Raw genomic sequence first — 22,687 nt, 5'->3', positions numbered from 1 at the left:
TGCTGTAGACCATTTTCCTCTGCCTCTCGTAGGTGGCCCATGCGGGCCGCAACTACGGCCCGCGCGGTGCGGCAACACCTGCCCAGCCATCGCGTCCGTAAATCACGACGTCATGATGACCCGGCAGTTCTCGATGCCGCGACCGAAATTTCGGGCGGCGCCGTGCTGCCTTCCCCCGTTTTCCCCCGTTTTCCGTGTCGTACCTGGTCAGCAGGCCCGTCTTTGCTGCCGACGGGCCGCGTGTCAGTGCGCGCCGAACAGCTCCAGCAGCTCGGCCTTGGCGAACATCCGGGCCGTGTCGACCGCCGACGGGGTGCCCGCGGCCGGATCGGCGCCGGCCTCCAGGAGGACCTCGATCACCTCTTGCTCGCCCTTGAAGACGGCTCCGGCGAGCGGCGTCTGGCCCCGGTCGTTGATCCGGTCGGCCTCGGCGCCCCGCGCCAGCAGGGCCCGTACGGCGTCCGCGTGCCCGTGGTACGCGGCGAGCATCACCAGGGAGTCGCCGCGGTCATTCGTGAGGTTGGCCGGGACACCCGCGTCCACGTAGGCGACCAGCGCCTCGGTCCCGCCCTGGCGGGCCAGATCGAAGATCTTGGTCGCGAACTCCACGACCTCGGGGTCGGGGGCTTCACTCATCGGCCTGACCGCCTCTCACTAGTACGGGTGAATCGCCAGCGTACTGGCTCCGCAGACACATGACCGGCCCCCGCCGAGGCAAAGATCACCACTGGGCCCGACACAGGTGAAACCCCTGCTCAGACGGCCCGAATGCGCTCCGCCATCCGAGGGAAATTCGCCGAAATTCACCCACTTGCACCTTTTATCGTATGGATACATCCTGTGATCCTGGAACAACTCATGGTGACTGTCCCCACGAACCAGGAGAGCTCAAATGATCTTGTCCATGTCAGGCGTCGTCCTTCTCGGCATCATCGTCTTCCTCTTCTTCAAGAAGGACGGACTCAAGGCCTCCCACGCCATCGTGGCCGCGCTCTTCGGCTTCTACATGGCCAGCACGGCCATCGCGCCGAGCATCAAGGCCGGCGGCGAGAGCCTGGCGAGCCTCCTCGGCGGCATCAAGTTCTGACGCAACCACCCGTACGGACCTTCAGGAGACAGCAGTGGCCCGGCGCCCCCTCCCCCGCATCCTGAGCAACGGCACCGCCCAGATCGCCCGGAGCCGGGAGCTGGCCCGGACGGCGGCCGACAGCGCCACCGATGTCCTCCATCCAGTGATCACGATCACCAAGGGTCTGCGCCGGCTGGCATCCGCCGGCCGGCGCAGATGGGCCGAGACCCCCAAGGACAAGCGCGGGCCGCTGCTTTTCCTGGTCGCCTCGGTGATCCTGGTCGTGGCCCTGGTCCCGTACGGCCCGCTGCTCGCCGCCATCACCCTGATGGCGGCGGCGGCATGGCAGGGCCGGGACCGCACCCCGCCGGCGCCCGAAGGGCCCGACGAGTCCCAGACCCAGCGCCTCCAGTCCCTCTACGAGGCGCTGGTGCCCTACTTCTCGGCCGCCGAGGACCCGGCGCCCCTGTTCGCCCACGGCGGAGACTGGGAGAAGGCCTTCCCCGCCTACGAGTTCGACGGCGCGGGCCGGATCTCCCATCTGGTCGTCCGCTATCCGGCGTACTTCACCGACGGCGAGGCCGACTCCCGCGCGCGGATCGAGCAGCTGCTCACCGCGAAGTCCGGCCGCGGCCGGGAGTACCACTTCGCGTGGGACGAGGAGGGCAACCAGCTCACGATCGGCGTCCTCGCCCCGCTCCCCACCGACATCGCCGCCCAGCGCTTCGTCACCGCCCCCGGCGAGACCGTCCTCGGCTTCACCGACCCGACCCAGGTCCACCGCACCCTCCCCCTCACCCACGGTGAGGAACAGCGCGACGTCCCGCCGGTCGTCTGGCGCACCGGCGTCCGCTCCACCGAGCCGAACCTGCTGGTCATGGGCCAGCCCGGCAGCGGCACGTCCACCCTGCTGCGCTCGATCGCCCTACAGGCACTCCAGTACGGCGACGTCCTGATCGTCGAGGGCGGCGGCACCGGCGAGTACGCGTGCCTCACCGGCCGGGACGGGGTCCTCGCGGTCGAGTGCGGGCTGGCCGGAGCCCTGGCCAGCCTGGAGTGGGCCGCCCACGAGACGGAACGCCGGCTGATCGCGGCCAACCGCGCCCGCCAGTCGGGCCAGCCGGCACCGGACGACACCAGGCGCCCCCTGTGGATCATCCTGGACCGCCCGAGCGCCTTCGCCCACGTGGCGACGGCCGACGGTTACAAGGACCCCCAGTCCCTGCTCCAGGTCCCCCTCCGGCACGGCCGCGCGGCCAACGTCACAGTGGTGGTGGCCGACCAGTTCGACAGCGCGGACACCCTCAGCGACGCCGTACGACAACACACACGCGCGCGTGTCGTCCTCGGCCCCGCCACCGCCGCCCAACTGGAGGCGGTCCTGGGCGCTCCCCCGCACACCACACCGATCGCCCAGGTCCCCCCGGGCCGCGGCTACGCCCGCCTCGGCAGCGGCCCCGTCCACCGCCTTCAGGTCCCGGCGACCCCGGACCCGTACGACGACGCGACGAACGACGCGCACCGCCAGGCGGTCCTCGCCCTGCTCCCGCCGCGCACGACACCGGCGGACGCGGAGGAGACGGTGGCGACGGAAGCGGTGGTGGAGGCCGCCGTGGCGGAAACTTCGTAGGAGCCCGGGGTCGGCGCGGGCGGCCGGGAGTCGCCCGCCCGCGCCGGAACCGGGCACCCGGAGACTCGGCTACGCCACGAAGGTGCGCGGCGAATCGCCGCCCCCGGTGACGCCGTTCTCCACCAGCCGGGCCGCCGCGGCCAGTCGTACCGCCGCCTCCTCGGCCACCGCTCCGCCCACGGTGAACGGCAGCCGCACATACCCCTCGAAGGCCCCGTCGACGCCGAAGCGCGGCCCGGACGGGACCCGCAAGCCCACCCGCTCCCCCATCTCGGCGAGCCGTGAGCCCGACAGTCCGCCGGTGCGCACCCAGAGCGTGAGCCCGCCCTTGGGCACCTCGAACTCCCAGTCGGGCAGCTGTCGCCGCAGCGCGCCGACGAGCGCGTCCCGGTTCTCGCGGGCCTGTGCACGACGGATGTCCACGGCCTGTTCCCAACCTCCGGTGCTGAACAGCCAGTTGACGGCGAGCTGTTCCAGCACGGGGGTGCCGAGGTCGGCGTAGGCGCGGGCGGCGACCAGGCTGCGGATGACGTCGGGGGCCGCGCGGACCCAGCCGATGCGCATGCCCGCCCAGAAGGCCTTGCTGGCGGAGCCGACGGTGATCACCGTCGAGCCGGCCGGGTCGAAGCCGCAGACGGGCCTCGGCATGTCGACACCCTCGTCCAGCCACAGCTCGGTCATCGTCTCGTCGGCGACTAGCACGGTGCCGGCCGAGCGGGCCGCGTCGACGAGCTGGCGCCGCTGGTCGTCGTCGGCGAGGGCGCCGGTCGGGTTGTGGAAGTCGGCGACGACGTACGCGAGCCGGGGCGCGGCGTCGCGCAGCACCTGACGCCAGCGGTCCATGTCCCAGCCGGAGAGCCCGTCGGCCATCGCCACGGGCACCAGCCGCGCCCCCGCCTCACGCATCAGCTGGAGGATGTTGGCGTAGGAGGGCGACTCGACGGCGACCCGCTCGCCGCGCCCCGCGAAGAGATGGCAGATGGCGTCGATGGCACCCATCGCGCCGGTCGTCACCATGATCTGCTCGGGCATCGTCGGAATCCCGCGCAGGGTGTACCGCTCGGCGATCATCGCGCGCAGCGCGGGCAGCCCGGCCGGGTAGTCGCCGTGCGTGTGGGCGTACGGCGGCAGCTCCTCCAGGGCACCCTGCACGGCCCGGGTGAGCCACGGTTCGGGCGCGGGCAGGGAGGCGCAGCCCAGGTCGATCACCGAACCGAGCGCCTCCGGGGGCAACGGCTCCAACCCGCGTGCGGGGAGCGGGTTTCCGGCCGGTACGGCGGTCCAACTGCCCGCCCCGCGCCGGGACTCCAGGAACCCCTCGGTGCGCAGCGCCTCGTAGGCGGCGGCGACGGTGGTACGGCTGACGGACAGCGCGAGCGCCAACTCCCGCTCGGCGGGCAGCCGGGCGGCCACCGGGACACGCCCCTCCAGCACGAGCAGGCGGATGCCGTCCGCGAGCGCGCGGTAGGCGGGCGGTCGGCGGGTGCCGGGCCCGGCCGGCCGGTCCTGCTGGGAGTTGAGCAGCCGGGCCAGCTGCGCGGCGCCCATCGCCGAGGTCCACTGAGCCATGGAAACCAGTCCACCTTCCCAGAATTGGCCATGGATGCCATTCGTTCTCAAGCCACAGAGTGTCATGCATCAGGCCACTACGACCACCAGGGAGCCTTCTTTGTCCACGCGGAACCGTCTCGGCCGACGGTTGGCCCAGCTCTACGTCGGACTCGCGCTCTACGGCGCCAGCTCGGCACTCCTGGTCGTCTCGGGCCTGGGCCTGGAGCCCTGGAACGTGCTGCACCAGGGCCTCGCCGAACTCACCGGCCTGACGATCGGCGTCGTCTCGATCATCGTGGGCGCGGCGGTGCTGCTCCTGTGGATCCCCCTGCGCCAGCGCCCCGGCCTCGGCACGGTCTCCAACGTGTTCGTGGTCGGCCTGGCCATGGACGGCACCCTCGCCCTGGTCCCCGACGCGCACGGTCTGGCCGTACGGATTCCGCTGCTCCTGGTGGGCATCCTGCTCAACGGGGCAGCCACCGGGCTCTACATCTCCGCGAACTTCGGACCGGGGCCGCGCGACGGGCTGATGACCGGGCTGCACCGGGTCACGGGCCGGTCGATCCGCCTGATGCGGACGGCGATCGAGGTCGCGGTCGTGGCCACCGGCTTCGCGCTCGGCGGCACCGTCGGCATCGGCACTCTGCTGTACGCCCTGGCGATCGGACCGCTGGCCCAGCTGTTCCTGCGCGTGTTCGCCGCCCCGTCGGCATCCGGCGGCAGCACGGTCGTAGCCACCGGGTCACCGGAACGGGCGATACTGCCCAGGTGACCACGCTCATACGTCATCCGTACCTCGACCACCCCGGCCCCATCCCCTTCGCCCACCGGGGCGGGGCGGCGGACGGCCTGGAGAACACGGTGTTCCAGTTCCGCCGCGCGGTGGAACTGGGCTACCGGTACATCGAGACCGACGTCCACGCCACGGCGGACGGAAAACTCGTCGCCTTCCACGACGAGACCCTGGACCGGGTCACCGACGGCGCCGGGCGGATCGCGGACCTGTTCTGGTCGGACGTGAGCCACGCGCGCGTGGCGGGCAAGGAACCGGTGCCCCTCTTCGAAGAGTTGCTGGAGACCTTCCCCGAGGTGCGCTGGAACGTCGACATCAAGGCGGAGCCGGCGCTCCGCCCTCTCCTGGACCTCCTGGAGCGCACCGACTCCTGGAACCGCGTCCTCGTCGGCTCGTTCTCCGAGAAGCGCGTGGTCCGCGCCCAGCACCTGGCAGGGCCGCGCCTGGCCACGTCGTTCGGCACGCGCGGGGTGCTGAATCTGCGGCTGCGGTCCTGGGGCGCGCCCCTTCCGGTGCGCCGCTCGGCGGTCGCCGCACAGGTGCCCGAGGAGCAGTCGGGCGTCCCCGTCGTTGACCGGCGCTTCGTGAGCGCCGCCCACGCGCGCGGGGTGCAGGTCCACGTGTGGACCATCAACGAGGCGGATCGCATGCACCGGCTCCTTGACCTGGGCGTCGATGGCATCATGACCGATCACATCGACACACTGCGCGAGGTCATGGTGGAGCGGGGCGTCTGGGCCTGAGCCCCCAAGGCGACGCGTTCACGCGGAAGCGAGGGCACGGGTGGGTACCGACACCCTGCGATCACAGCCGGCCGACGAGGCCGACGAACGGCGGCGCGAACAACGCGGCTGGTACTTCTACGACTGGGCCTGCTCCGTCTACTCGACGAGCGTGCTCACCGTGTTCCTGGGCCCTTATCTGACCTCGGTCGCGAAGTCGGCGGCGGACCCGGACGGGTTTGTGCATCCCCTCGGGATACCGATCCGGGCGGGATCCTTCTTCGCCTACACCGTCTCCGCGTCCGTCATCGTGTCGATCCTGGTCATGCCCCTCGCGGGCGCCGCGGCCGACCGCACGGGCCGCAAGAAGCCTCTTCTGGCGCTCGCCGCCTACGTGGGCGCGACGGCGACCACGGGCCTGTTCTTCCTGGACGGCGACCGCTATCTCCTGGGCGGCTTCCTGCTGATCGTCGCCAACTCCTCCGTGGCCGTCTCGATGGTCGTGTACAACTCCTACCTTCCGCAGATCGCGCCTCCGGAGGAGCGCGACGCGGTCTCCTCCCGCGGCTGGGCCTTCGGCTACGCGGCGGGCTCCCTGGTCCTCGTCCTGAACCTGATCCTGTTCACCGCCCACGACTCGTTCGGCCTCTCCGAGTCGATGGCCGTGCGCATCTGTCTCGCCTCGGCCGGAATCTGGTGGGGCGCCTTCACCCTCGTACCGCTGAAACGGCTGCGTGACCGCGGCCGTACGCCGTCCGAGGCGCCGACGGCGCAGGGCTGGCGGCAGCTCGCGGCGACCGTCCGGGACATGCGCGGCAAACCGCTCACCCTGTCCTTCCTGTTCGCCTATCTGATCTACAACGACGGCATCCAGACGGTGATCTCCCAGGCATCCGTGTACGGCTCGGAGGAGCTGGGCCTGAGCCAGTCCACGCTCATCACGGCCGTCCTGATGGTCCAGGTGCTCGCGGTGGCGGGCGCGCTCGGCATGGGGCGACTCGCCCGGACGTACGGGGCCAAGCGGACGATTCTCGGCTCGCTGATCGCGTGGACGGTGACACTGGCCGCCGGGTACTTCCTGCCCGCCGGCGCGCCCGTCTGGTTCTTCGTGCTCGCCGCCGGGATCGGCCTCGTCCTGGGCGGCAGCCAGGCGCTGTCCCGGTCCCTGTTCTCGCATCTCGTACCGCCAGGGAAAGAGGCCGAGTACTTCTCGGCGTACGAGATGAGCGATCGGGGCATGAGCTGGCTGGGCCCGCTTCTGTTCGGGGTGACCTACCAGCTGACCGGAAGTTATCGGGACGCGATCATCTCCCTGGTGGTCTTCTTCGTGGTGGGATTCGTGCTGCTCGCGCGGGTTCCGGTGGCGCGGGCGATCAGCGACGCGGGGAATCCTCTTCCCGAGAGGATTTAGCGCTGGAGGCGAAAGGGCGGTAGTGTACGCGTTTGGCCTGCCTGGCGTACCGTTACTGCGCGTCAAAGATGACGAATCGCTAGGTGACATCTGCTAGTAGATGTGACAAACCGGGCGCTGGTGGGTACAACAAGGGGCGGCTACGACGGCGACGCATGACCCCGTACGGGAATCTTTACCGCCGACCGGACGTTGACCGGATGACGACGACAGCGACACCTGTCCTGTGGGCGACAAGCCCGGGAGGCACGATTCATGAGTGAGCGAGCTCTTCGCGGCACGCGCCTCGTGGTGACCAGCTACGAGACGGACCGCGGTATCGACCTGGCACCACGCCAGGCCGTGGAGTACGCATGCGAGAAGGGACATCGCTTTGAGATGCCCTTCTCGGTCGAGGCGGAGATCCCGCCGGAGTGGGAGTGCAAGGTCTGCGGGGCCCAGGCACTCCTCGTCGACGGCGACGGCCCTGAGGAAAAGAAGGCCAAGCCCGCGCGTACCCACTGGGACATGCTGATGGAGCGGCGCACCCGCGAGGAACTCGAAGAGGTCCTCGAGGAGCGTCTTGCCGTTCTCCGTTCCGGCGCGATGAATATCGCGGTTCACCCGAGGGACAGCCGCAAGTCGGCCTAGTCCTGAAGGTGCGGAGCGGTTCTACCGCACAAGGCACAAAGCAAGTAAGCGCGGGCGCCGTACGAATCTGTACGGCGCCCGCGCTTTTGCCTGTCCGCGACCGGGTCAGCCGGTGAGCGGCGGGCGCGGGCCCTGCGGGGCGTCTCCTGCGGGTTCGTCCCGGATGACCTCGCCCTGGACGACCTTGCCGTCCGGGCGGTGCATACGGGCCTGCTGGAAGGCGTCTCCGAGGGTGCCGGGGGCGGCCTTGCCGAGCTTCCGCTCGACCACGCGCTCCGCGTAGCGCGCCAGCGCCTTCTGGACCGGCGGAATCAGCAGGAGCAGGCCCAGGGCGTCCGAGATCAGCCCGGGGATCATCAGCAGCAGGCCGCCGAGCATCATCAGGCCGCTGCCACCGCCGCTGGCCGGGGCGGTGCCCTGCTGCACGGCCTGGCTCAGGTTCTGGAAGGCCCGTCGGCCCGCCCGCTTGATCACCACGGCACCGAGCACGAACCCGGCGAGCAGCAGCAGGAAGACCGTGAGACCGCTCGACGCGCCCGCGACCACCGTCAGCAGCCAGATCTCCAGCACCAGCCACACGGCGATGCCCAACGGCAGGAACGTACGCAGCCGGGAACGCGGAGGCCGGGCGGCGGAGGAAGGGGTGGGTGCGCCAGTCGTCATACGTCCAGTGTGCCTGGGCCCGGCTCAGTGCGGGATAAGCGGACGATCAACGAGGCCTGTGACGTCGCAGGGCTACGGCTGTGAAGGCTTTCTCCCGGGGTTCCCGCGGCCGCGGAGTCTGCCGACGCGCTCGCCCACGCCCCATGTCGTGACCCGCCACAGGGCCTCGACGAGGATGTCGCGGCTCATCTTGGAGTCGCCGAGTTCGCGCTCCACGAAGGTGATGGGGACCTCGACGACGTGGTAGCCGGCCCGGACGGCGCGGCGGGCCAGGTCGACCTGGAAGCAGTAGCCCTGGGAGGCCACGTCGTCCAGGCCGAGGCCTTCGAGGGTCTCGCGGCGGAAGGCTCGGTAGCCGCCGGTGATGTCGCGCAGCGGCAGGTCGAGGGCCACGCGCGAGTAGAGGCTGCCGCCGCGGGAGATGAACTCGCGGGACTTCGGCCAGTTCACCACCCGGCCGCCGGGCACCCAGCGGGAACCGAGCACCAGGTCAGCACCCTTGAGCGCGGTGAGCAGCCGGGGCAGCTCCTCGGGCTGGTGGGAGCCGTCGGCGTCCATCTCGATGAGGACGCCGTAGCCGTTGTCCATGCCCCAGTGGAAGCCCGCCAGGTAGGCGGCGCCGAGGCCTTCCTTGCCCTTGCGGTGCAGTACCTGGACCTGTTCGTCCTCGGCCGCCAGCTCGTCGGCCAGCTTGCCGGTGCCGTCGGGGCTGTTGTCGTCCGCCACGAGGACATGAGCCTCGGGGACCGACTGCCGCACCCGACGGACGATGGACTTGATGTTCTCCGCCTCGTTGTAGGTCGGGATGATCACCAAGGCCGTGCCGAGCGGGCCGAACTTCCGCCCCTGGGCCTGTGCCGCGAGGGCTCCGTCGCCGTCGTTCACTGCTGCCCCTTCATGTCCGTACGCAGGCGTCCACCATAGTGGCCGCGGCCTGCGATGACGTGCCACGTCGTTCGTACGGTGGTGTCGATTCGACAAGAACGGGGTAAGACTGCCCCTTTTGGCACCTGTGTACTGCGGATGGGGGCCCGGCGCCCTTCGGGCCGACCTGGGACCCGCCGGCTGCGGGTCGACCAAGGCCGTTGTCTACTGGACGTCCGGGCCCCACCCGGGTCACACCAGCCGACCGGCCGGAACGTTCCCTCGCCGTGGCGCGGGCGCTGAGCCTGGCTCCCAGTGACGGTGCCCGGTGCGGCACCGACCCTGACCCAGCGGCGCTTCGACGAGTGCTCGGAGGTTCCCCGGTCGGGCGTCCGGTGGTGGACTCGGACGAACCTACCGGCCCCCTGCGCCCGCCTGTCAACAGCCGTTTGACCTGGCCCTTCTCCCTCAAACGGCTGGTCAGGGCAGAGGATGCGCAGGTCGCGCGACGGGGCGGCGGCCGTGGATCGGGGGCGCGCCACCCCGGGAGATCACTCGCCCGGCCGTACGAACACCGTCCGTCCGCCCACGACGGTGCGCAGACAGACGGGAAGGTCGCCGCCCGGTGTCAGGTCGGGCAGTCCGGGTGTGCCGGAGCGCGGGTCGGTCGACCAGCGCGCGACCCGGTCGTCGGGCGCCTGCACCACCAGGGCGTCGGTCCGCCAGACGGCGTAGTCGGCGGGCGCGCCCGGCACCAGAACACCCGCGTCGTCCCGTCCCACGGCCCGCCAGCCGCCCCGCGTATGCGCGGTGAACGCGGCCCGCGCCGAGACCCGGTGTTCGGCCGTCCGGTGGAACGCGGCGGCGCGGACCGTCCCCCACGGGTCGACCGGCGTGACCGGGCTGTCGGAACCGAAGGCGAGCGGCACACCGGCCCGCAGGAGGGCCGCGAAGGGGTTCAGGGCACGCGCCCGCTCCACGCCGAGCCGCTGGGCGTACATGCCCTCCTCGCCGCCCCACAGCGCGTCGAAGGCGGGCTGCACGGAAGCGGTCAGGCCCAGCTCGGCGAAGGCCGCGATGGTCTCCGGGGTGAGCATCTCGGCGTGTTCGACCCGGTGACGGGCGCCGCGGACGCGGCCCAGGCCGACCTTCTCCGCGGCTGCCCGGACGCCGTCGACCACCGCGGTCACGGCGGCGTCCCCGATGGCGTGGAAGCCCGCCTGGAGGCCCACCTCGGTACAGGCGACGACATGCGCGGCGACGGCGTCCGCGTCGAGATACGCGATACCGGCGTGCCCGGCGTCGGTGTACGGCTCGTGCAGACACGCGGTGTGCGACCCGAGCGCGCCGTCCACGAAGAGATCACCCGCCGCTCCTACGGCACCCAGCTCACGCGCCTTCTCCACGTCCTGCTCGGCCCAGTAGCCGACGACGCGCGGCCCCGGCTCCTCGGCGGCGAGCCGCAGCAGACCCGTGAAGTCGTCCTCGGAGGAGATCTCCGGCCCCGCGCACTCGTGGACCGAACCCACACCCAGGGAGGCAGCGTGGGCCAGGGCCGTGCGCTGGGCCTCGACGCGCTGCTCCGGTGTGATGGCGGCGAGGGCGGTGGCGCGGACGGCGTGGTGGGCGTCGGCCGTGAGGGGGCCGTCGGTCGCGGCGAGGCCGGGGACGAGGTCGAGCAGGGCGGTGGTGACGACCGCGGAGTGGACGTCGATGCGGGAGAGGTAGAGCGGGCGTCCACCGGTCGCGGTGTCGAGTTCGGCGCGGGTCGGCGGGCGGCCTCCGGGCCAGCGGGCGGCGTCCCAGCCGTGGCCGAGCAGGACGCGGTCGGCCGGGCGGGCGGCGGCGAAGTCCCGGACGAGGGACAGTGCCGCCTCCAGGGAGGGCGCGTCGGACAGGTCGAGCCCGGTGAGCGCGAGGCCGGTGGCCGTCGTGTGGACGTGTGCGTCGGTGAACGCCGGGGTGACCAGCGCGCCGTCCAGGTCGACCACCTCGTCGACGCCGTCCGCGAAGGCGTCGGCGGCGCCCTCGGAGCCGACCCAGGCGACCTGGCCGCGCTCCACGACCATCGCGGTCGCGAAGGGGTCGGCGGGACTGTGGACTTCGCCGCGGCGGAGCAGGACGGTCGACGGCTCGGGGGTGCGCTCACTCATGGGGAACAGTCTCGCGCCTCACCGGCGTCGCCCCGCACGCAGGTCGCTCAGATGCGGGGCGGGCGGGCCTCGTACGGCGTCGAGAGCACCACCGTGGTCCGGGTCGAGACGCCGGCCAGGCCGCGCAGCCGGGCCAGCAGCTCCTCCAGTTCGTGCGGGGTGGAGACCCGCACCTTGAGGATGTAGTTCTCGTCGCCCGCGACGCTGTGGCAGGCCTCGATCTCGGGGACGTCGGACAGCCGGTCCGCGATGTCGTCCGGGGCGCTGGGGTCGAACGGTTTCACCGAGATGAAGGCGGTCATGGGCAGGCCCACCGCCTCCGGGTCGACGACCGCGGCATACCCGCGGATGACGCCCCGCTGCTCCAGCCGGCGCACCCGCTGGTGCACGGCCGACGTGGACAGGCCCGTGGCCTTGCCCAGGTCTGTGTAGCTCATCCGCCCGTCCTTGACGAGCAGCTGCACGATTTGTCGGTCCAGCTCCTCCATGACGCAAGAACCTACAGTGCGGCTGATCTCCTCCGATACCTCGGCGGCGCAGGTCATACCCGGTTCGTGATGTGGCGGAGAGCGACCCGTGTGGCGGCCGGGGACAAATCCGCCGCCTCGGGCATCTGCGAGCGGCATGTGACGAACGCCACAGGCCCCGGACGGTCTCCGTGATGGTCTCGTGATTACCGCGGAGACGGGACGGGAAGTGCTTGCTGTGGTCGAGGCCGCAGCGCCTTCACGGCCCAGCCCAGTAGGGGGAGAACCCATGCAGAGTCTTAAGCGCCCTGGACGCACCGCGCCCAAGCGGCCGCAGCTCGTCGTCGAGCCCGAGCCGGAGGGCGTCGAATCCGAGGATTTCGACGCCGACGAGCTCGACGCGTACGACACCTTCGAGATGTACCGGGTGATCTGCCCGGACTGCGTGCAGCCCATCGCGCTCCTCGCGGACGAGGAGGTCCTGCCGGAGCACGCGCTGTGCGCCTCTCCGTGGAACCCCTTCGGGCTGACGGTCTGCGCCGGTACGGGCCGTGAGGCGGCCGACGCCCGGTCCGCCGACGAGTCCGCGGAACCCCAGGAGCAGGACACCGCACTGCTGTTGACGCTCCCTCAGGGCCTCGACTGGCGGACGCAGCCCTTCTCGCACGTCGGCGGCCCCAGCTCGCGCCCGATGCGGGTGCCCGTCATGCGCCCCGCCGCCTGAGCGATTCCGCTCAACCCCAGTAGCTGCCCTGCACCATGGCCCGCAGGCTGCCGTGGTGCAGGATCAGTGTGTCCGGGTCCGCCGGGACGGCCACCTCGCCGAAGTGCACCTGCCGGTAGGCGATACGGAGCATCACGATCGCGTGCCGCAGGGCCGCGTACAGGGTGTAGAAGTCCATGTCGCGCGGGGTGTGACCGGTGAGTTGGGCGTACCGGGCCTCCACCCGGTCCCGGCGGAAGAACTCCGGCAGTCCCGGCTGGCCGAAGGCGACCGTCAGGTCCTGGAAGAAGCGGTGCAGGTAGACGGTCCAGCCGAGGTCCACCTCGCGTGGGGCCGGGGCCGCCATCTCCCAGTCGAGGACGGCGACGGGGTCGAACCCGTCGTAGACGACGTTCCCGATGCGCGCGTCGCCCCAGTTGAGGGCCGGTTCGCCGGGGTCGGCCGGCCAGAGTTCCGTGAGCCGGTCGAAGGCGCTCTCGATGAGCGGTGAGCGGGCGACCCCGTCAACCACCCATGCGTAGTAAGCGCGTTGGGATGCGACGTGACGATGGAGGGCGTCGCCGTCACCCGAAAGCGTGAGGAACTCGACCTCCCCCAGCGGGACTTGGTCATGCAGGCGGGCGATGAGTCCCACCGACGCGGCCTCCAGGTGTGCGCGCTCCGCGTCGGTCGCCGCGTGCAGCCAATTGCCCTCGTACGTATAGGGCATGACATCCGGCGGCACGCGCCCCTCGACACGCTCCATGACGAAGAACGGCGCGCCGAGCGGCCCGGGATCCTCCTCCAGCCAACGCACCTTCGGCACCGGCAGATCCGTGCGGTCGGCGACCAGGCGCATCGTGCGGAACTGACGCGGCATGTCGTAGACCGGGAAGACGGTGTACGCCGCCGGGTCGGCCGCGAGCCTCAACGCGCAGGCGCGGATGGGTGGTTCGGGGTGCTCGATGTCGAAGAGCAGGGTCTCGCTGGACATGCCGTTCGACGCGGGGACCCTGATGTCGACGGCCTTGGCACCGGGCAGCCGGGCATCGAGCCAGGCGGTGAGTCGCTGGGCGAGTTCCTCGGGGTCTCGGGTGGTGGTGCGGGGGCGGGGTGCTGTCGCCATGCCGTCTCAACTCCCATGCGTCGCCGCCGAGATGTCACCTCGGCTCCCTTGCGCTGCCGCCGAAGCAGGGCCCCGGCTCCCTTGCTCTGCCGTCGCGATGCCACCGCGACACCCTGACCGCACAACCGCGAAGCTCCCTCAACTCCCCTACGGCGCCACCGAGTCGAAGCCGGTGAAGCCGCTCGGGTCGTGGCGGCCGAAGGAGCCGTGCTCGAAGATGCCGTGGCCCACCTGACCGTCGAGGCGGAAGCGGGCCGCGTGGTCGGTGACGCCGTAGGCGGCGAGCGGGGTGGGCTGGGTGAGGTCGTAGGTGCGGCTGTCGGTCCAGGTGCGGCCGCGCCACGTGCCGTGTTGCCAGTCGTCGGCGGGTGGGTAGCCGGCGCCGATCGCCAGGGGTGAGGAGGTCAGGATCTCGACCTCGAGTTCCTGGGGTTTGCGGGCGTCGTCGAGGTGGATCAGGGCGCGCTCGGGGCGGCGGGTGCCGGAGCGGTAGGTGATCTCGGCCCGGGGCCAGCCGAGTTGGCGGTCGCGGTGGCCGGGGCGCACGACGGTCGCCTCGTTCAGAGTGCGGTAGCCGTCGGCGTCCTCCTGGACGATGACCATGAGGAAGCGATCCTCGAAACGGACCGGGCACCAGATCCAGTGGAAGCCCTCGGTAGGGTGCTCCTCGGCGAGCCGGCCGCCCTCCTCGCCCGGGATCGGCCGCACGCCCCAACTCCGGTCGCGGGTACCGGTCCAGCCGCCCGCGGAGACCCGGAACTCCTCGTCGCCGGCGCGGATCACGCCCTCCACGCCGCCCGCCTGGACGAAGCGGCGCCCTTCGAGGGTGAGCCGGTCGCCGCGGTACTGGACGTGATGGGGTTCCCAGAGGGCGGGGAACTCGGCCGTCCAAGTGAGGTCGCACGAGAGGGAGTTGTCCTCGCAGCGGAGACGGAGGCGGTGCAGGGGCTCCTCCACCTCGATGTGCAGCGGGCCCACGGCGAGGTGCATGCGGTCGTCACCGAAGGCGTCCGAGGCGCGGACCGCGTGGAGTCGGTCCCCGGTGCGGAGGGTCGCGTAGGCGTCGATCACCCCGACATTGGGGTAGACGCCGAGTCCGAGGATGAGCAGGGCGCGGCCCTCGTGGTCGAACACGTGGAAGATGCAGCGGTCGTAGGCGTTCCGGTCGCCGGTCGCGACGTGCTTCATCGACAGGGGGACCTGGTGCACGGGGTACTCGTCGAGGGGCACGGGACGGTCGTCTGCCACGGCTAACCTCCCCTGGGGACAGTGGAGGTGACGGTACGTCAGGTCGCGTGTGGTCGCCATAGCCGTGACCTGTACGCCGGTGAACTCACGCTCGATTACCGGAGCCGGTGACTTGTCGACATGCCCTTCCGTTGCCTCGGTATGACCCCCACATATGCGCCTACCGGGCGTCAGCACCGGATCTTCGCCCCCGTACCCGCAGAATCGGTTCCCCCGGCGCCGCCGCAGCCCCAGGATCCGCCCATCTACCGTGATCTGATGCGGAGTTGGGCCGACCGGGGCCGCACCCTGCCGGGGCGTCACGACCCGGAGTGGGCGCGGCTGGCGGCGCCGCCGCTCAGGTCTGCCCGGTGGGTCAGGTCGGAGGGGATCGACGGCGCCTGATCGGCGATAGGCTCCTCCCGCACGAGGCTGTCCGGGGCAGGGACGCGGGCAGCCGGCGACTCGGACCGCACCCGCCTGCCACGCTCCCCGCGTCGATGGCCACTGGGCCGAGCCGGCCGAAGAAAGTCGTGGCCAAGGCGCGGGAGCCGGGCGCCACATCGGCGGCCCGAGACCTCCGAACAGACCCCAGACCCCAGGCGTCAGCCGGCTCGGTGGGCTTCCGGGCCCGCCAAGTGGCGGGCGATGACCATCCGTTGGATCTGGTTCGTGCCCTCGACGATCTGCAGGACCTTGGCCTCGCGCATATAGCGCTCGACCGGGAAGTCCGCGGTGTAGCCGTAGCCGCCGAGGACCTGGACGGCGTCGATGGTGGCCTTCATCGCGGTGTCGGTGCAGTGGAGTTTGGCCATGGCTGCCTGCTTGGCGAACGGGCGGCCCGCGTCGCGCAGCCGGGCCGCCGCGAGGTAGAGGGCCCGGCCCGCCTCGATCTGGGTGGCCATGTCGGCGAGCATGAAGCGCAGGCCCTGGAAGTCGGAGATCGGGCGCCCGAACTGCTGCCGGCCGCTCGCGTAGGCCACCGCTTCGTCAAGTGCCGCCTGGGCCAGGCCGATCGCGCAGGCCGCGATGCCGAGGCGGCCGGAGTCCAGCGCGGACAGGGCGATCGCGAAGCCCTGGCCCTCCTCGCCGAGGCGGCGCTCGTCGGGGACCCGGACGCCGTCGAAGTGGACCTGGGCGGTGGGCGAGCCCTTCATGCCCATCTTCTTCTCCGGTGCCGCGCCGCTCAGCCCGGCCGCGTCGCCGGGCACCAGGAAGGCGCTGATCCCGCGCGCGCCGTCCTCGCCGGTGCGGGCCATGACCGTGTAGAAGTCGGCGATGCCGCCGTGCGTGATCCAGGCCTTGGTGCCGTCGATCACCCAGTCGTCACCCTCCCGGACCGCTTTCGTCCGCAGGGAGGCCGCGTCGGAGCCGGAGGACGGTTCGGAGAGGCAGTAGGCGCCCAGCAGGCCGCCGCCGAGCATCGCGGGGAGGTGCTCGACCTGCTGCTGCTTGGTGCCGTAGTCGGCCAGCGCGTGGCAGGAGAGGGAGTGGACGCTGACACCGAGGCCGACCGTGAGGCGGGCCGCCGCGAGCTCTTCGAGGACCTGGAGGTAGACCTCGTACGGCTGGTCGCCGCCGCCGTACTCCGAGTCGTACGGGAGGCCGAGCAGTCCCGAGCGGGAGAGCAGGGTGAAGATCTCGCGCGGGAAGTGTCCGGCGTCCTCTTCCTCGGCGGCCCTCGGGGCGATCTCTCGCTGCGCGATGTCGCGGGCCAGCGAGATCAGATCCCGGGCCTCGTCCGTGGGCAGTTGCCGGTCCACCGGCTGCGGGGCGCGGTCGGGCATGGCGACGCTCTCCTCCCTGTCGGGCACTTCGGCGGGCGTACGCCTGGGGTCGAGGCGACGTGGCCGGGTACCGCACGGATGCGGCCGCTGCTCCTACTCCCGGGTCTCGGAAGCGGCTGACCAGCGGCTCTGCGCTGTGAGTATGCCCGATCGAAGGTCCTGCGTCACCAGTTAACGACCGCTTACTTCAAGAATAGCCCGGCCGTCCGGAACGGGGCAGAACAGCGGATTCAGCCGTCCCGGCGCGCGGGCGGCGGCGCCGGGTGGGCGGGGTCCAGTTCCTCGATGGCGCGGAGGGTGCCGCCGAGGGTCTTCACGAGGATTTCGCGCATCGTCTCGCGGGAAAGGTCGGAGGTGCTGATCCACTCGAGGGTCGCGCCCTCGACGCTGCACACCCAGCCGAACAGGCCCATGCGGGCGATCCGGGAGATGTCGGTGCGGCCGTACGCCCCGTCGGCGATGGTCGCGACGATCGCCGCGCGCACCCCGTCGCGGATGTCGTGCACCTCGGTGTCGAAGCCGACGCCGCCGCTCACGATCGTGCGGTACGCGGCCTGGTTGTGCTCGGCCCAGCGCAGATAGCTGTCCATCGTCCGCTGTACGCGGTCCAGTTGGGGCAGTTCGAGACCGCCCGCCGCGAAGGTCACCAGGTCGGCGACCGAGTCGTTGATGATCGCCAGGTAGTAGCCGCGCTTGGACTGGAAGTAGTAGTAGATCAGCCCCTTGGCGACATGCGCCTGCCGCGCGATGTCGTCCATTGACAGCGCGTCGTAGGACGTGTCGGCGAACAACTTCCGGCCGATGGTGATGAGTTCGGCGCGGCGCGCCAAGGAACGCTCGGTACCGCGCGCCCTGGGACGTGGGACGTCACGCTGCTGACTGATTTCCAATTTCGACTCTGGCTCTCCAACTGGGCTGGGTCAACCGCAGTATGGCAGGTCGCGTATGTGTCAGGTCACAGCAGGCCGATTTGGGTCACAAGCATCGCGATCACCACGACAAGGGTCCAGCCCACGATGTGCTCGACGATCTTCGGACCGTCGCCCTTGGGGCCGCCGGTGCGGGTACGGGTGCGGGCGGCGCTGGCTGAGTGTGCGGTCATGGTGGCTCGCAGAGGTCGGATGTGCGGTGGACTCCCCCGTTCTGTCCACCTTGCCATCCCTGTCGGGTTTTGCGCCGGAGACCTTGGTCACAGGGACCTCGGTCTCCGGCACGGGGTCAGCGCACGCCCACCGCCGCGAGGGCCTTGCGCTGGCGGGCGGTCGGGTGCGCGGGGAAGTAGAGGTAGCAGACGCCGCCGGTACCGGAGGAGAGGTTGCCGGACGCGTTGTACCGCTTGGTGCGCAGCCAGATGTTCTCCCACTCGCGCCGGTTGTAGACGCGGCGGACGGCCGGATCGGTGGGCGAGTTGGGGTCGTTGGCGATCACGTCGCCGTCGGCGGTGAAGCCGATCACGGTCATCAGGTGGCCGGAGGTGCCGTAGCCCGCGCCGGTCAGCTCGCTGCTGAGGAACGACTGTGACGTTATGGCCGGGATGCCCGCCGCGATCAGCGTCTCCAGGTCGCCGAGCGAGCCGAGCCGGGTGACCACGCCCTGGAGGCCCTTGTACGTCGCCGCGTAGGCGGCGTTGAACGGCCAGTTGCCGCAGCCCTCGTACTGGTAGTCGTAGGTGAAGCGGGCCGCGTTGTCGACCTGCGGGTCTGCGAACGCCGGGTCCACCCAGGCGAGTTGCTCCGGGGTGAGGCGGCCGCCCCAGTACTCGATGATCATCTGCGAGGAGGTGGGGCTGCACCAGGCCTCGCCGCCGTTGTCGTACTCGGGGTACTGGCCGACGTGGATCTCCTGCGAGTAGCGCGGGACGATCAACTCCTGGGCCAGTCCCGGAGTTGAGGCCGGAACGGTGAAGCGGTCCGGGACGTCGGAGCCCATCGCGCCGAGCCGCCACACGGTGGGGGTGAGCTTGGTGCCGGGCTTGCGGTAGAGGGTCAGGCGGAGTCGGTACGACGCGAGGCGCAGCCCCGTCGTGGCGTCGTCGATCGCGAAGGTGTCCGTCCAGATCGTGGACTTGCCGTCCGTCTGGTCGTCGACGGAGGTCCGCTTGATGTCCTGGTCGCCGGCCGCCCAGCGGCCCATCACGTACCAGGGGGTGTCCGTGCCGTCGGAGTACGTGCCGTGCAGCTCGATCTGGATCCAGGTGCCGGCCGGGGTGTGCGCGTTCCAGGAGGCGATGGTCTCCGTCGCGGGGACGGAGAGCTTGTGGACGGGGGACGTCCAGGTCGCGTACTCCCAGGCCGCCGTCTTCTGGGTGTGCGGGTCCGTGTAGTCGACGCTGCCGAGGGCGGCGCCGATCTCCAGACCGGGGCGGGCGCCCGCGACGGCCCGGGTGCCCTGGGCGGCACCGCGGCGCCAGTCGGCGTACGTGGTCCAGGCGTGGTTGTCGACCAGGCGCGACGGGGCGCGGTCGGAGTCGGCGGTGTCGGTGGCGGTCGCGGTGTCGGCGACCGCGGGGCCCGTGCCGGCGACCACCGCGGCGGCGACCGCGGCGGCCAGGACGGTTCTGCGGGACGGCTGTTCGGCTCTGCTCATGGGCGGAAGACCCCCGGGTGTTCCGAGTCGGGACAGATCCAGTCGGGACAGATCCAATGGACGACTGTGCGCCCACTATGAACACACACGGCACTGTGCTGCCAGCACTTCGAACCTCGCCACACCAACCAATATTGGTATCGACCAGTGGTATGAGCTGGGGCGGGAGCCACCGCTCCCTACACTGTCCCGGTGACCTGCGGCATCACCCGCCCCACGACCTCCCGGGACCAGCCATGCACGACCTCGCCCATCGCCTGAGCCGACTGCCCCCGTCCTGCGGCCCGGTCCGGCTCGTCGGTGTCGACGGGCACGCGGGGTCCGGGAAGTCCACGTTCGCCGGGCGGTTGGCCGAGGCCCTGGGCGGCGCCCCCGTCCTGCACCTGGACGATCTCGCCACCCACGACGAACTGTTCGGCTGGACCGCCCGGCTGCTGAGCCAGGTGATCACCCCGCTCGGCCGCGGCGAGACCGCCCACTACTCCCCCTACGACTGGCACGCCCGCCGCTTCGACGCGCCCCGCGCGCTGCCGCCCGCGCCCGTGGTCCTGGTCGAGGGCGTCGGCGCCGGACGCCGGGCGGTACGCCCGTTCCTAGCGGGACTGCTGTGGATGGAACTGCCCCGGGAGGAGTCGTGGGCACGGGGCCGGCAGCGGGACGGAACGGAGCAGCGGGACTTCTGGGACGGATGGGTCGAGGCGGAACACGAACACTTCGCCAAAGACCCTTCGCGCCCCCACGCGGACTTCCTGGTACGGCAGTTGGGGAAGGGGTACGAGGTACTCACGGGGCCCTCAGGGACGGTTGGACCGGACCATGCGGTCACCCACGGTGATGGACCGCCCGCAGTGTGCTGAACTTGTGAAGACCCTTCCGCCCGAACTTGCTTGAGTGCCTCAACTCGGCTTGACCCAGGGGCCGTACAGGTCTTACGTTCTGAATGTGCGGCCGATTCGAAGCCGCCCAGAGTCGCGAAGCCCCCGGTTGTTCCCCCGTGATCGGGGGCTTCGTTCTGCTCCCAGCACGTTTCCCGGCCGCTACGAGCCGTGATTTGCTCACCCTGGGTCACCGTCCTGAGTGCGCCCCATCTGCTCCCACCTCGCCAAACGGCCTGTGCGGCACCCTTCGATGGGCGACTGCCCCGCAGGTACGATGCCCAGGGTGCGACCGACGGACGGCTGCTTCGCGCACCACGGCAACTCCCGTCCGCGGCACAGCGGTTCGACCCAGACTGCCGACGGGCGCCGGCCCGGCGGTGAATCAACGGGGGCACGGTTTGTGGGGGGACGTGATGGACTTCGGCACGCAGGGCCCCGAGGCCCCGGCCGACCTCGCGTGGCTGCGAGGCGTGGACGCCTACACGATGGGCGCTTATCCGCAGGCGGAGGAGGAGTTCCGCACCGCGGTACGGATGGATCCCGGGATGGCCGACGGCTGGCTCGGACTGCACGCGCTGCGCGTCGACACGACGACCGCGCTGCTGCGGATGTACCGGCACCGGGAACGCTTCGGGGAACAGCGCACCAGGCACCGCCGTACGCTCAACTCCTGGTACTGGCTGGGCTGGTGGGTCCAGCCCGTGCTGGAGAGCCCGCGTGATCTGCTGCTCGCGCACGCCTCGCACTGGCTGGACGGCCGCCATGTGCCGGAGCTGGACCGGGCGTTGGCGGGACTGCCGCCCGTCGACACCGACCACCAGGTCCGCTTCCTGCACGCGTGCCGGGCCTATCTGGTCAAGGACTGGGAGCAGCTGGTCCGGCACACCGATCCGCTGATCAACGATCAACTCCTGGGCATCGAGGCCGGGTTGTTCGGCGGGATGGCCCGGGTCCGGCTGGAGATGTACGGCCAGGCCGAACCGCTCCTCTCCTCCGCGCTGATGCGCTGTCGCAGTGAACAGCCGCAGCGCAAGGAGTTGCGGTACTGGCTGGCGCGGGCCCATGAGGGCACCGGGCGCAGCGCCGCCGCGCTCCCCCTGTACCGGGCGGTGCACCGCGTCGACCCCGCGTTCATGGACACCTCGGCGCGGCTCGCGGCGATCACCGACTCGGACGGGTACGACGGCTCCGAGGACGTGACCGACCTCGCGGCGATCACGCTGTCCGGCGGGCAGGACGCGCTGGAGGGGCCGGACGGGCTCGATCCGCTGTTCGGCGCGGAGGGGCGGGATCTGAAGCTGTCGGAGCCCGGTCTGCCGCCGACCGGGCCGTTGTCCTCCGCGGGTGACTCGGTGCGGGAGAAGACCGCGAATCCGGTGCTGCCGCTCCCCACGGGCCCCACTGACCCCGTCTTACTGGAGGAGGCGCTCAACGAGCTGGAGCGCATGGTGGGGCTGGAGCCGGTCAAGCGCCAAGTCAAAGCGCTGTCAGCCCAGTTGAACATGGCGCGGCTGCGGGCGGGGCAGGGGCTGCCGGTCCAGCCGCCGAAACGGCACTTCGTCTTCTCCGGGCCATCGGGCACCGGCAAGACCACCGTGGCTCGCATTCTCGGGCGGGTCTTCTACGCCCTCGGGCTGCTCGGCGGGGACCATCTCGTCGAGGCGCAGCGGGCCGACCTGGTGGGCGAGTACCTGGGTCAAACGGCCGTGAAGGCCAACGAGTTGATCGACTCGGCGATCGGTGGCGTCCTCTTCGTCGATGAGGCGTACTCGCTCTCCAACTCCGGTTACGGCAAGGGCGATGCGTACGGCGACGAGGCCTTGCAGGTGCTGTTGAAGCGGGCCGAGGACAATCGCGACCACCTCGTGGTGATCCTGGCGGGCTATCCGGAGGGGATGGACCGGCTGCTCGCCGCGAACCCCGGCCTGTCGTCCCGCTTCACGACTCGCGTCGACTTCCCTTCGTACCGTCCGCTTGAACTCACCTCCATCGGCGAGGTGTTGGCGGCCGAGAACGGTGACGTGTGGGACGAGGAGGCGTTGGACGAGCTGCGGTCGATCGCCGGCCATGTGGTCGACCAGGGCTGGATCGACGAGCTGGGGAACGGGCGGTTCCTGCGCACGCTGTACGAGAAGAGCTGTGCGTATCGGGATCTGCGGTTGTCGGTGTATCCCGGGATGTTGTCGCGGGACGACCTGTCGACGTTGCGGCTACCGGATCTGATGCAGGCGTACGGCGAGGTGTTGTCCGGGCGCGGGCCTGGTCCTGCCGGGATGTGAACCGCGGTACGCGAGGGCTCGGTTGGATCTGTGCCTTCGCGGCGTCGGGCGCGTTGTGGCCGGTCGCGCCCGCGCGGCGGAGCCGCACATCGACACAGCCCCGCGCCCCTTGGGCGGGCACGGGGAACCGGTGTCCGTCAGGTGCCGT

The 22,687-nt window shown here is 70.9% G+C and carries 21 protein-coding genes; 9 read left to right on the top strand and 12 right to left on the bottom strand.

The features are described from left to right. Positions 1 to 243 precede the first annotated feature (243 nt). Positions 244 to 636, bottom strand: a complete 393-nt coding sequence (locus tag OG504_RS43070; RefSeq protein ID WP_033282360.1) for an ankyrin repeat domain-containing protein — start codon at positions 634 to 636, stop codon at positions 244 to 246. A 256-nt stretch (positions 637 to 892) separates the two neighbouring features. On the opposite strand from OG504_RS43070, the gene OG504_RS43065 reads away from it, so the two are divergent. Beyond that, positions 893 to 1,087 (top strand): hypothetical protein, encoded by a 195-nt coding sequence (locus OG504_RS43065; protein ID WP_019066471.1) that lies wholly within the window; start codon positions 893 to 895, stop codon positions 1,085 to 1,087. A 34-nt stretch (positions 1,088 to 1,121) separates the two neighbouring features. Then, entirely contained in the window at positions 1,122 to 2,699 is a 1,578-nt protein-coding gene (locus OG504_RS43060; protein WP_405994621.1) for a hypothetical protein, read from the top strand. A gap of 69 nt (positions 2,700 to 2,768) precedes the next feature. On the opposite strand, the gene OG504_RS43055 is transcribed toward OG504_RS43060, so the two are convergent. After that, on the bottom strand, positions 2,769 to 4,268 hold the full coding sequence (locus OG504_RS43055) for a PLP-dependent aminotransferase family protein (protein WP_405994620.1): 1,500 nt from the start codon (positions 4,266 to 4,268) through the stop codon (positions 2,769 to 2,771). Between the two features lie 64 nt (positions 4,269 to 4,332). On the opposite strand from OG504_RS43055, the gene OG504_RS43050 reads away from it, so the two are divergent. From OG504_RS43050 to OG504_RS43035, 4 genes are all read left to right on the top strand, one after another. After that, positions 4,333 to 5,022 (top strand): YitT family protein, encoded by a 690-nt coding sequence (locus OG504_RS43050; protein ID WP_405994619.1) that lies wholly within the window; start codon positions 4,333 to 4,335, stop codon positions 5,020 to 5,022. Then, positions 5,019 to 5,786 (top strand): glycerophosphodiester phosphodiesterase, encoded by a 768-nt coding sequence (locus OG504_RS43045; RefSeq protein WP_019059661.1) that lies wholly within the window; start codon positions 5,019 to 5,021, stop codon positions 5,784 to 5,786. The genes OG504_RS43050 and OG504_RS43045 overlap by 4 nt, the downstream gene beginning before the upstream one ends. Before the next feature lie 40 nt (positions 5,787 to 5,826). Further along, positions 5,827 to 7,176, top strand: a complete 1,350-nt coding sequence (locus tag OG504_RS43040) for an MFS transporter (protein ID WP_405994618.1) — start codon at positions 5,827 to 5,829, stop codon at positions 7,174 to 7,176. Positions 7,177 to 7,431: 255 nt separating this feature from the next. Then, a complete protein-coding gene (locus OG504_RS43035) occupies positions 7,432 to 7,806 on the top strand; it encodes an RNA polymerase-binding protein RbpA (RefSeq protein WP_003977404.1) in 375 nt (124 codons plus the stop codon). A 105-nt stretch (positions 7,807 to 7,911) separates the two neighbouring features. Here the strand turns inward: OG504_RS43035 and fxsA are convergent, their stop codons facing one another. The 4 genes from fxsA to OG504_RS43015 all read right to left on the bottom strand — a co-directional run bounded on the left by fxsA (position 7,912) and on the right by OG504_RS43015 (position 11,974). Then, complete coding sequence (gene fxsA, locus OG504_RS43030; RefSeq protein ID WP_405994617.1) at positions 7,912 to 8,469, bottom strand: FxsA family membrane protein; 558 nt, start codon at positions 8,467 to 8,469, stop codon at positions 7,912 to 7,914. A gap of 72 nt (positions 8,470 to 8,541) precedes the next feature. After that, complete coding sequence (locus OG504_RS43025) at positions 8,542 to 9,354, bottom strand: polyprenol monophosphomannose synthase (protein ID WP_393049403.1); 813 nt, start codon at positions 9,352 to 9,354, stop codon at positions 8,542 to 8,544. Between the two features lie 530 nt (positions 9,355 to 9,884). Then, positions 9,885 to 11,486 carry an amidohydrolase gene (locus tag OG504_RS43020; RefSeq protein ID WP_405994616.1) on the bottom strand — a complete coding sequence of 534 codons (1,602 nt, stop codon included), beginning with the start codon at positions 11,484 to 11,486 and terminating at the stop codon, positions 9,885 to 9,887. A 47-nt stretch (positions 11,487 to 11,533) separates the two neighbouring features. Continuing rightward, positions 11,534 to 11,974 carry an Lrp/AsnC family transcriptional regulator gene (locus OG504_RS43015; protein WP_026150833.1) on the bottom strand — a complete coding sequence of 147 codons (441 nt, stop codon included), beginning with the start codon at positions 11,972 to 11,974 and terminating at the stop codon, positions 11,534 to 11,536. A gap of 268 nt (positions 11,975 to 12,242) precedes the next feature. Between OG504_RS43015 and OG504_RS43010 the strand changes: the two genes are divergently transcribed. Continuing rightward, on the top strand, positions 12,243 to 12,677 hold the full coding sequence (locus tag OG504_RS43010; RefSeq protein WP_405994615.1) for a hypothetical protein: 435 nt from the start codon (positions 12,243 to 12,245) through the stop codon (positions 12,675 to 12,677). A gap of 10 nt (positions 12,678 to 12,687) precedes the next feature. Here OG504_RS43010 and OG504_RS43005 read toward each other — a convergent pair whose 3' ends face one another. From OG504_RS43005 to OG504_RS42980, 6 genes are all read right to left on the bottom strand, one after another. Continuing rightward, positions 12,688 to 13,782: a phosphotransferase family protein gene (locus tag OG504_RS43005; RefSeq protein ID WP_405994614.1), complete on the bottom strand. Its 1,095-nt coding sequence runs from the start codon at positions 13,780 to 13,782 to the stop codon at positions 12,688 to 12,690. A 147-nt stretch (positions 13,783 to 13,929) separates the two neighbouring features. After that, the gene (locus tag OG504_RS43000) at positions 13,930 to 15,030 is read right to left on the bottom strand and encodes a hypothetical protein (RefSeq protein WP_405994613.1); all 1,101 of its coding nucleotides are present in this window, start codon (positions 15,028 to 15,030) and stop codon (positions 13,930 to 13,932) included. A gap of 584 nt (positions 15,031 to 15,614) precedes the next feature. Continuing rightward, a complete protein-coding gene (locus OG504_RS42995; RefSeq protein WP_405996576.1) occupies positions 15,615 to 16,796 on the bottom strand; it encodes an acyl-CoA dehydrogenase family protein in 1,182 nt (393 codons plus the stop codon). A 230-nt stretch (positions 16,797 to 17,026) separates the two neighbouring features. Then, positions 17,027 to 17,686 (bottom strand): TetR/AcrR family transcriptional regulator, encoded by a 660-nt coding sequence (locus OG504_RS42990; protein WP_405994612.1) that lies wholly within the window; start codon positions 17,684 to 17,686, stop codon positions 17,027 to 17,029. A gap of 65 nt (positions 17,687 to 17,751) precedes the next feature. After that, a complete protein-coding gene (locus OG504_RS42985) occupies positions 17,752 to 17,898 on the bottom strand; it encodes an SCO1431 family membrane protein (RefSeq protein WP_328684588.1) in 147 nt (48 codons plus the stop codon). A gap of 116 nt (positions 17,899 to 18,014) precedes the next feature. Then, positions 18,015 to 19,382: a peptidase C39 family protein gene (locus tag OG504_RS42980; protein ID WP_405994611.1), complete on the bottom strand. Its 1,368-nt coding sequence runs from the start codon at positions 19,380 to 19,382 to the stop codon at positions 18,015 to 18,017. A 236-nt stretch (positions 19,383 to 19,618) separates the two neighbouring features. Between OG504_RS42980 and OG504_RS42975 the strand changes: the two genes are divergently transcribed. Both OG504_RS42975 and OG504_RS42970 read left to right on the top strand, forming a co-directional pair. Then, positions 19,619 to 20,239 carry a uridine kinase gene (locus OG504_RS42975; RefSeq protein ID WP_405994610.1) on the top strand — a complete coding sequence of 207 codons (621 nt, stop codon included), beginning with the start codon at positions 19,619 to 19,621 and terminating at the stop codon, positions 20,237 to 20,239. A 434-nt stretch (positions 20,240 to 20,673) separates the two neighbouring features. Then, positions 20,674 to 22,539, top strand: a complete 1,866-nt coding sequence (locus OG504_RS42970; protein WP_405994609.1) for an AAA family ATPase — start codon at positions 20,674 to 20,676, stop codon at positions 22,537 to 22,539. Positions 22,540 to 22,687: the final 148 nt, after the last annotated feature.

The sequence above is a fragment of the Streptomyces sp. NBC_00986 genome, assembly GCF_045162565.1.
Lineage (GTDB): Bacteria > Actinomycetota > Actinomycetes > Streptomycetales > Streptomycetaceae > Streptomyces.
This window is presented reverse-complemented; position numbering and strand designations above follow the sequence as displayed.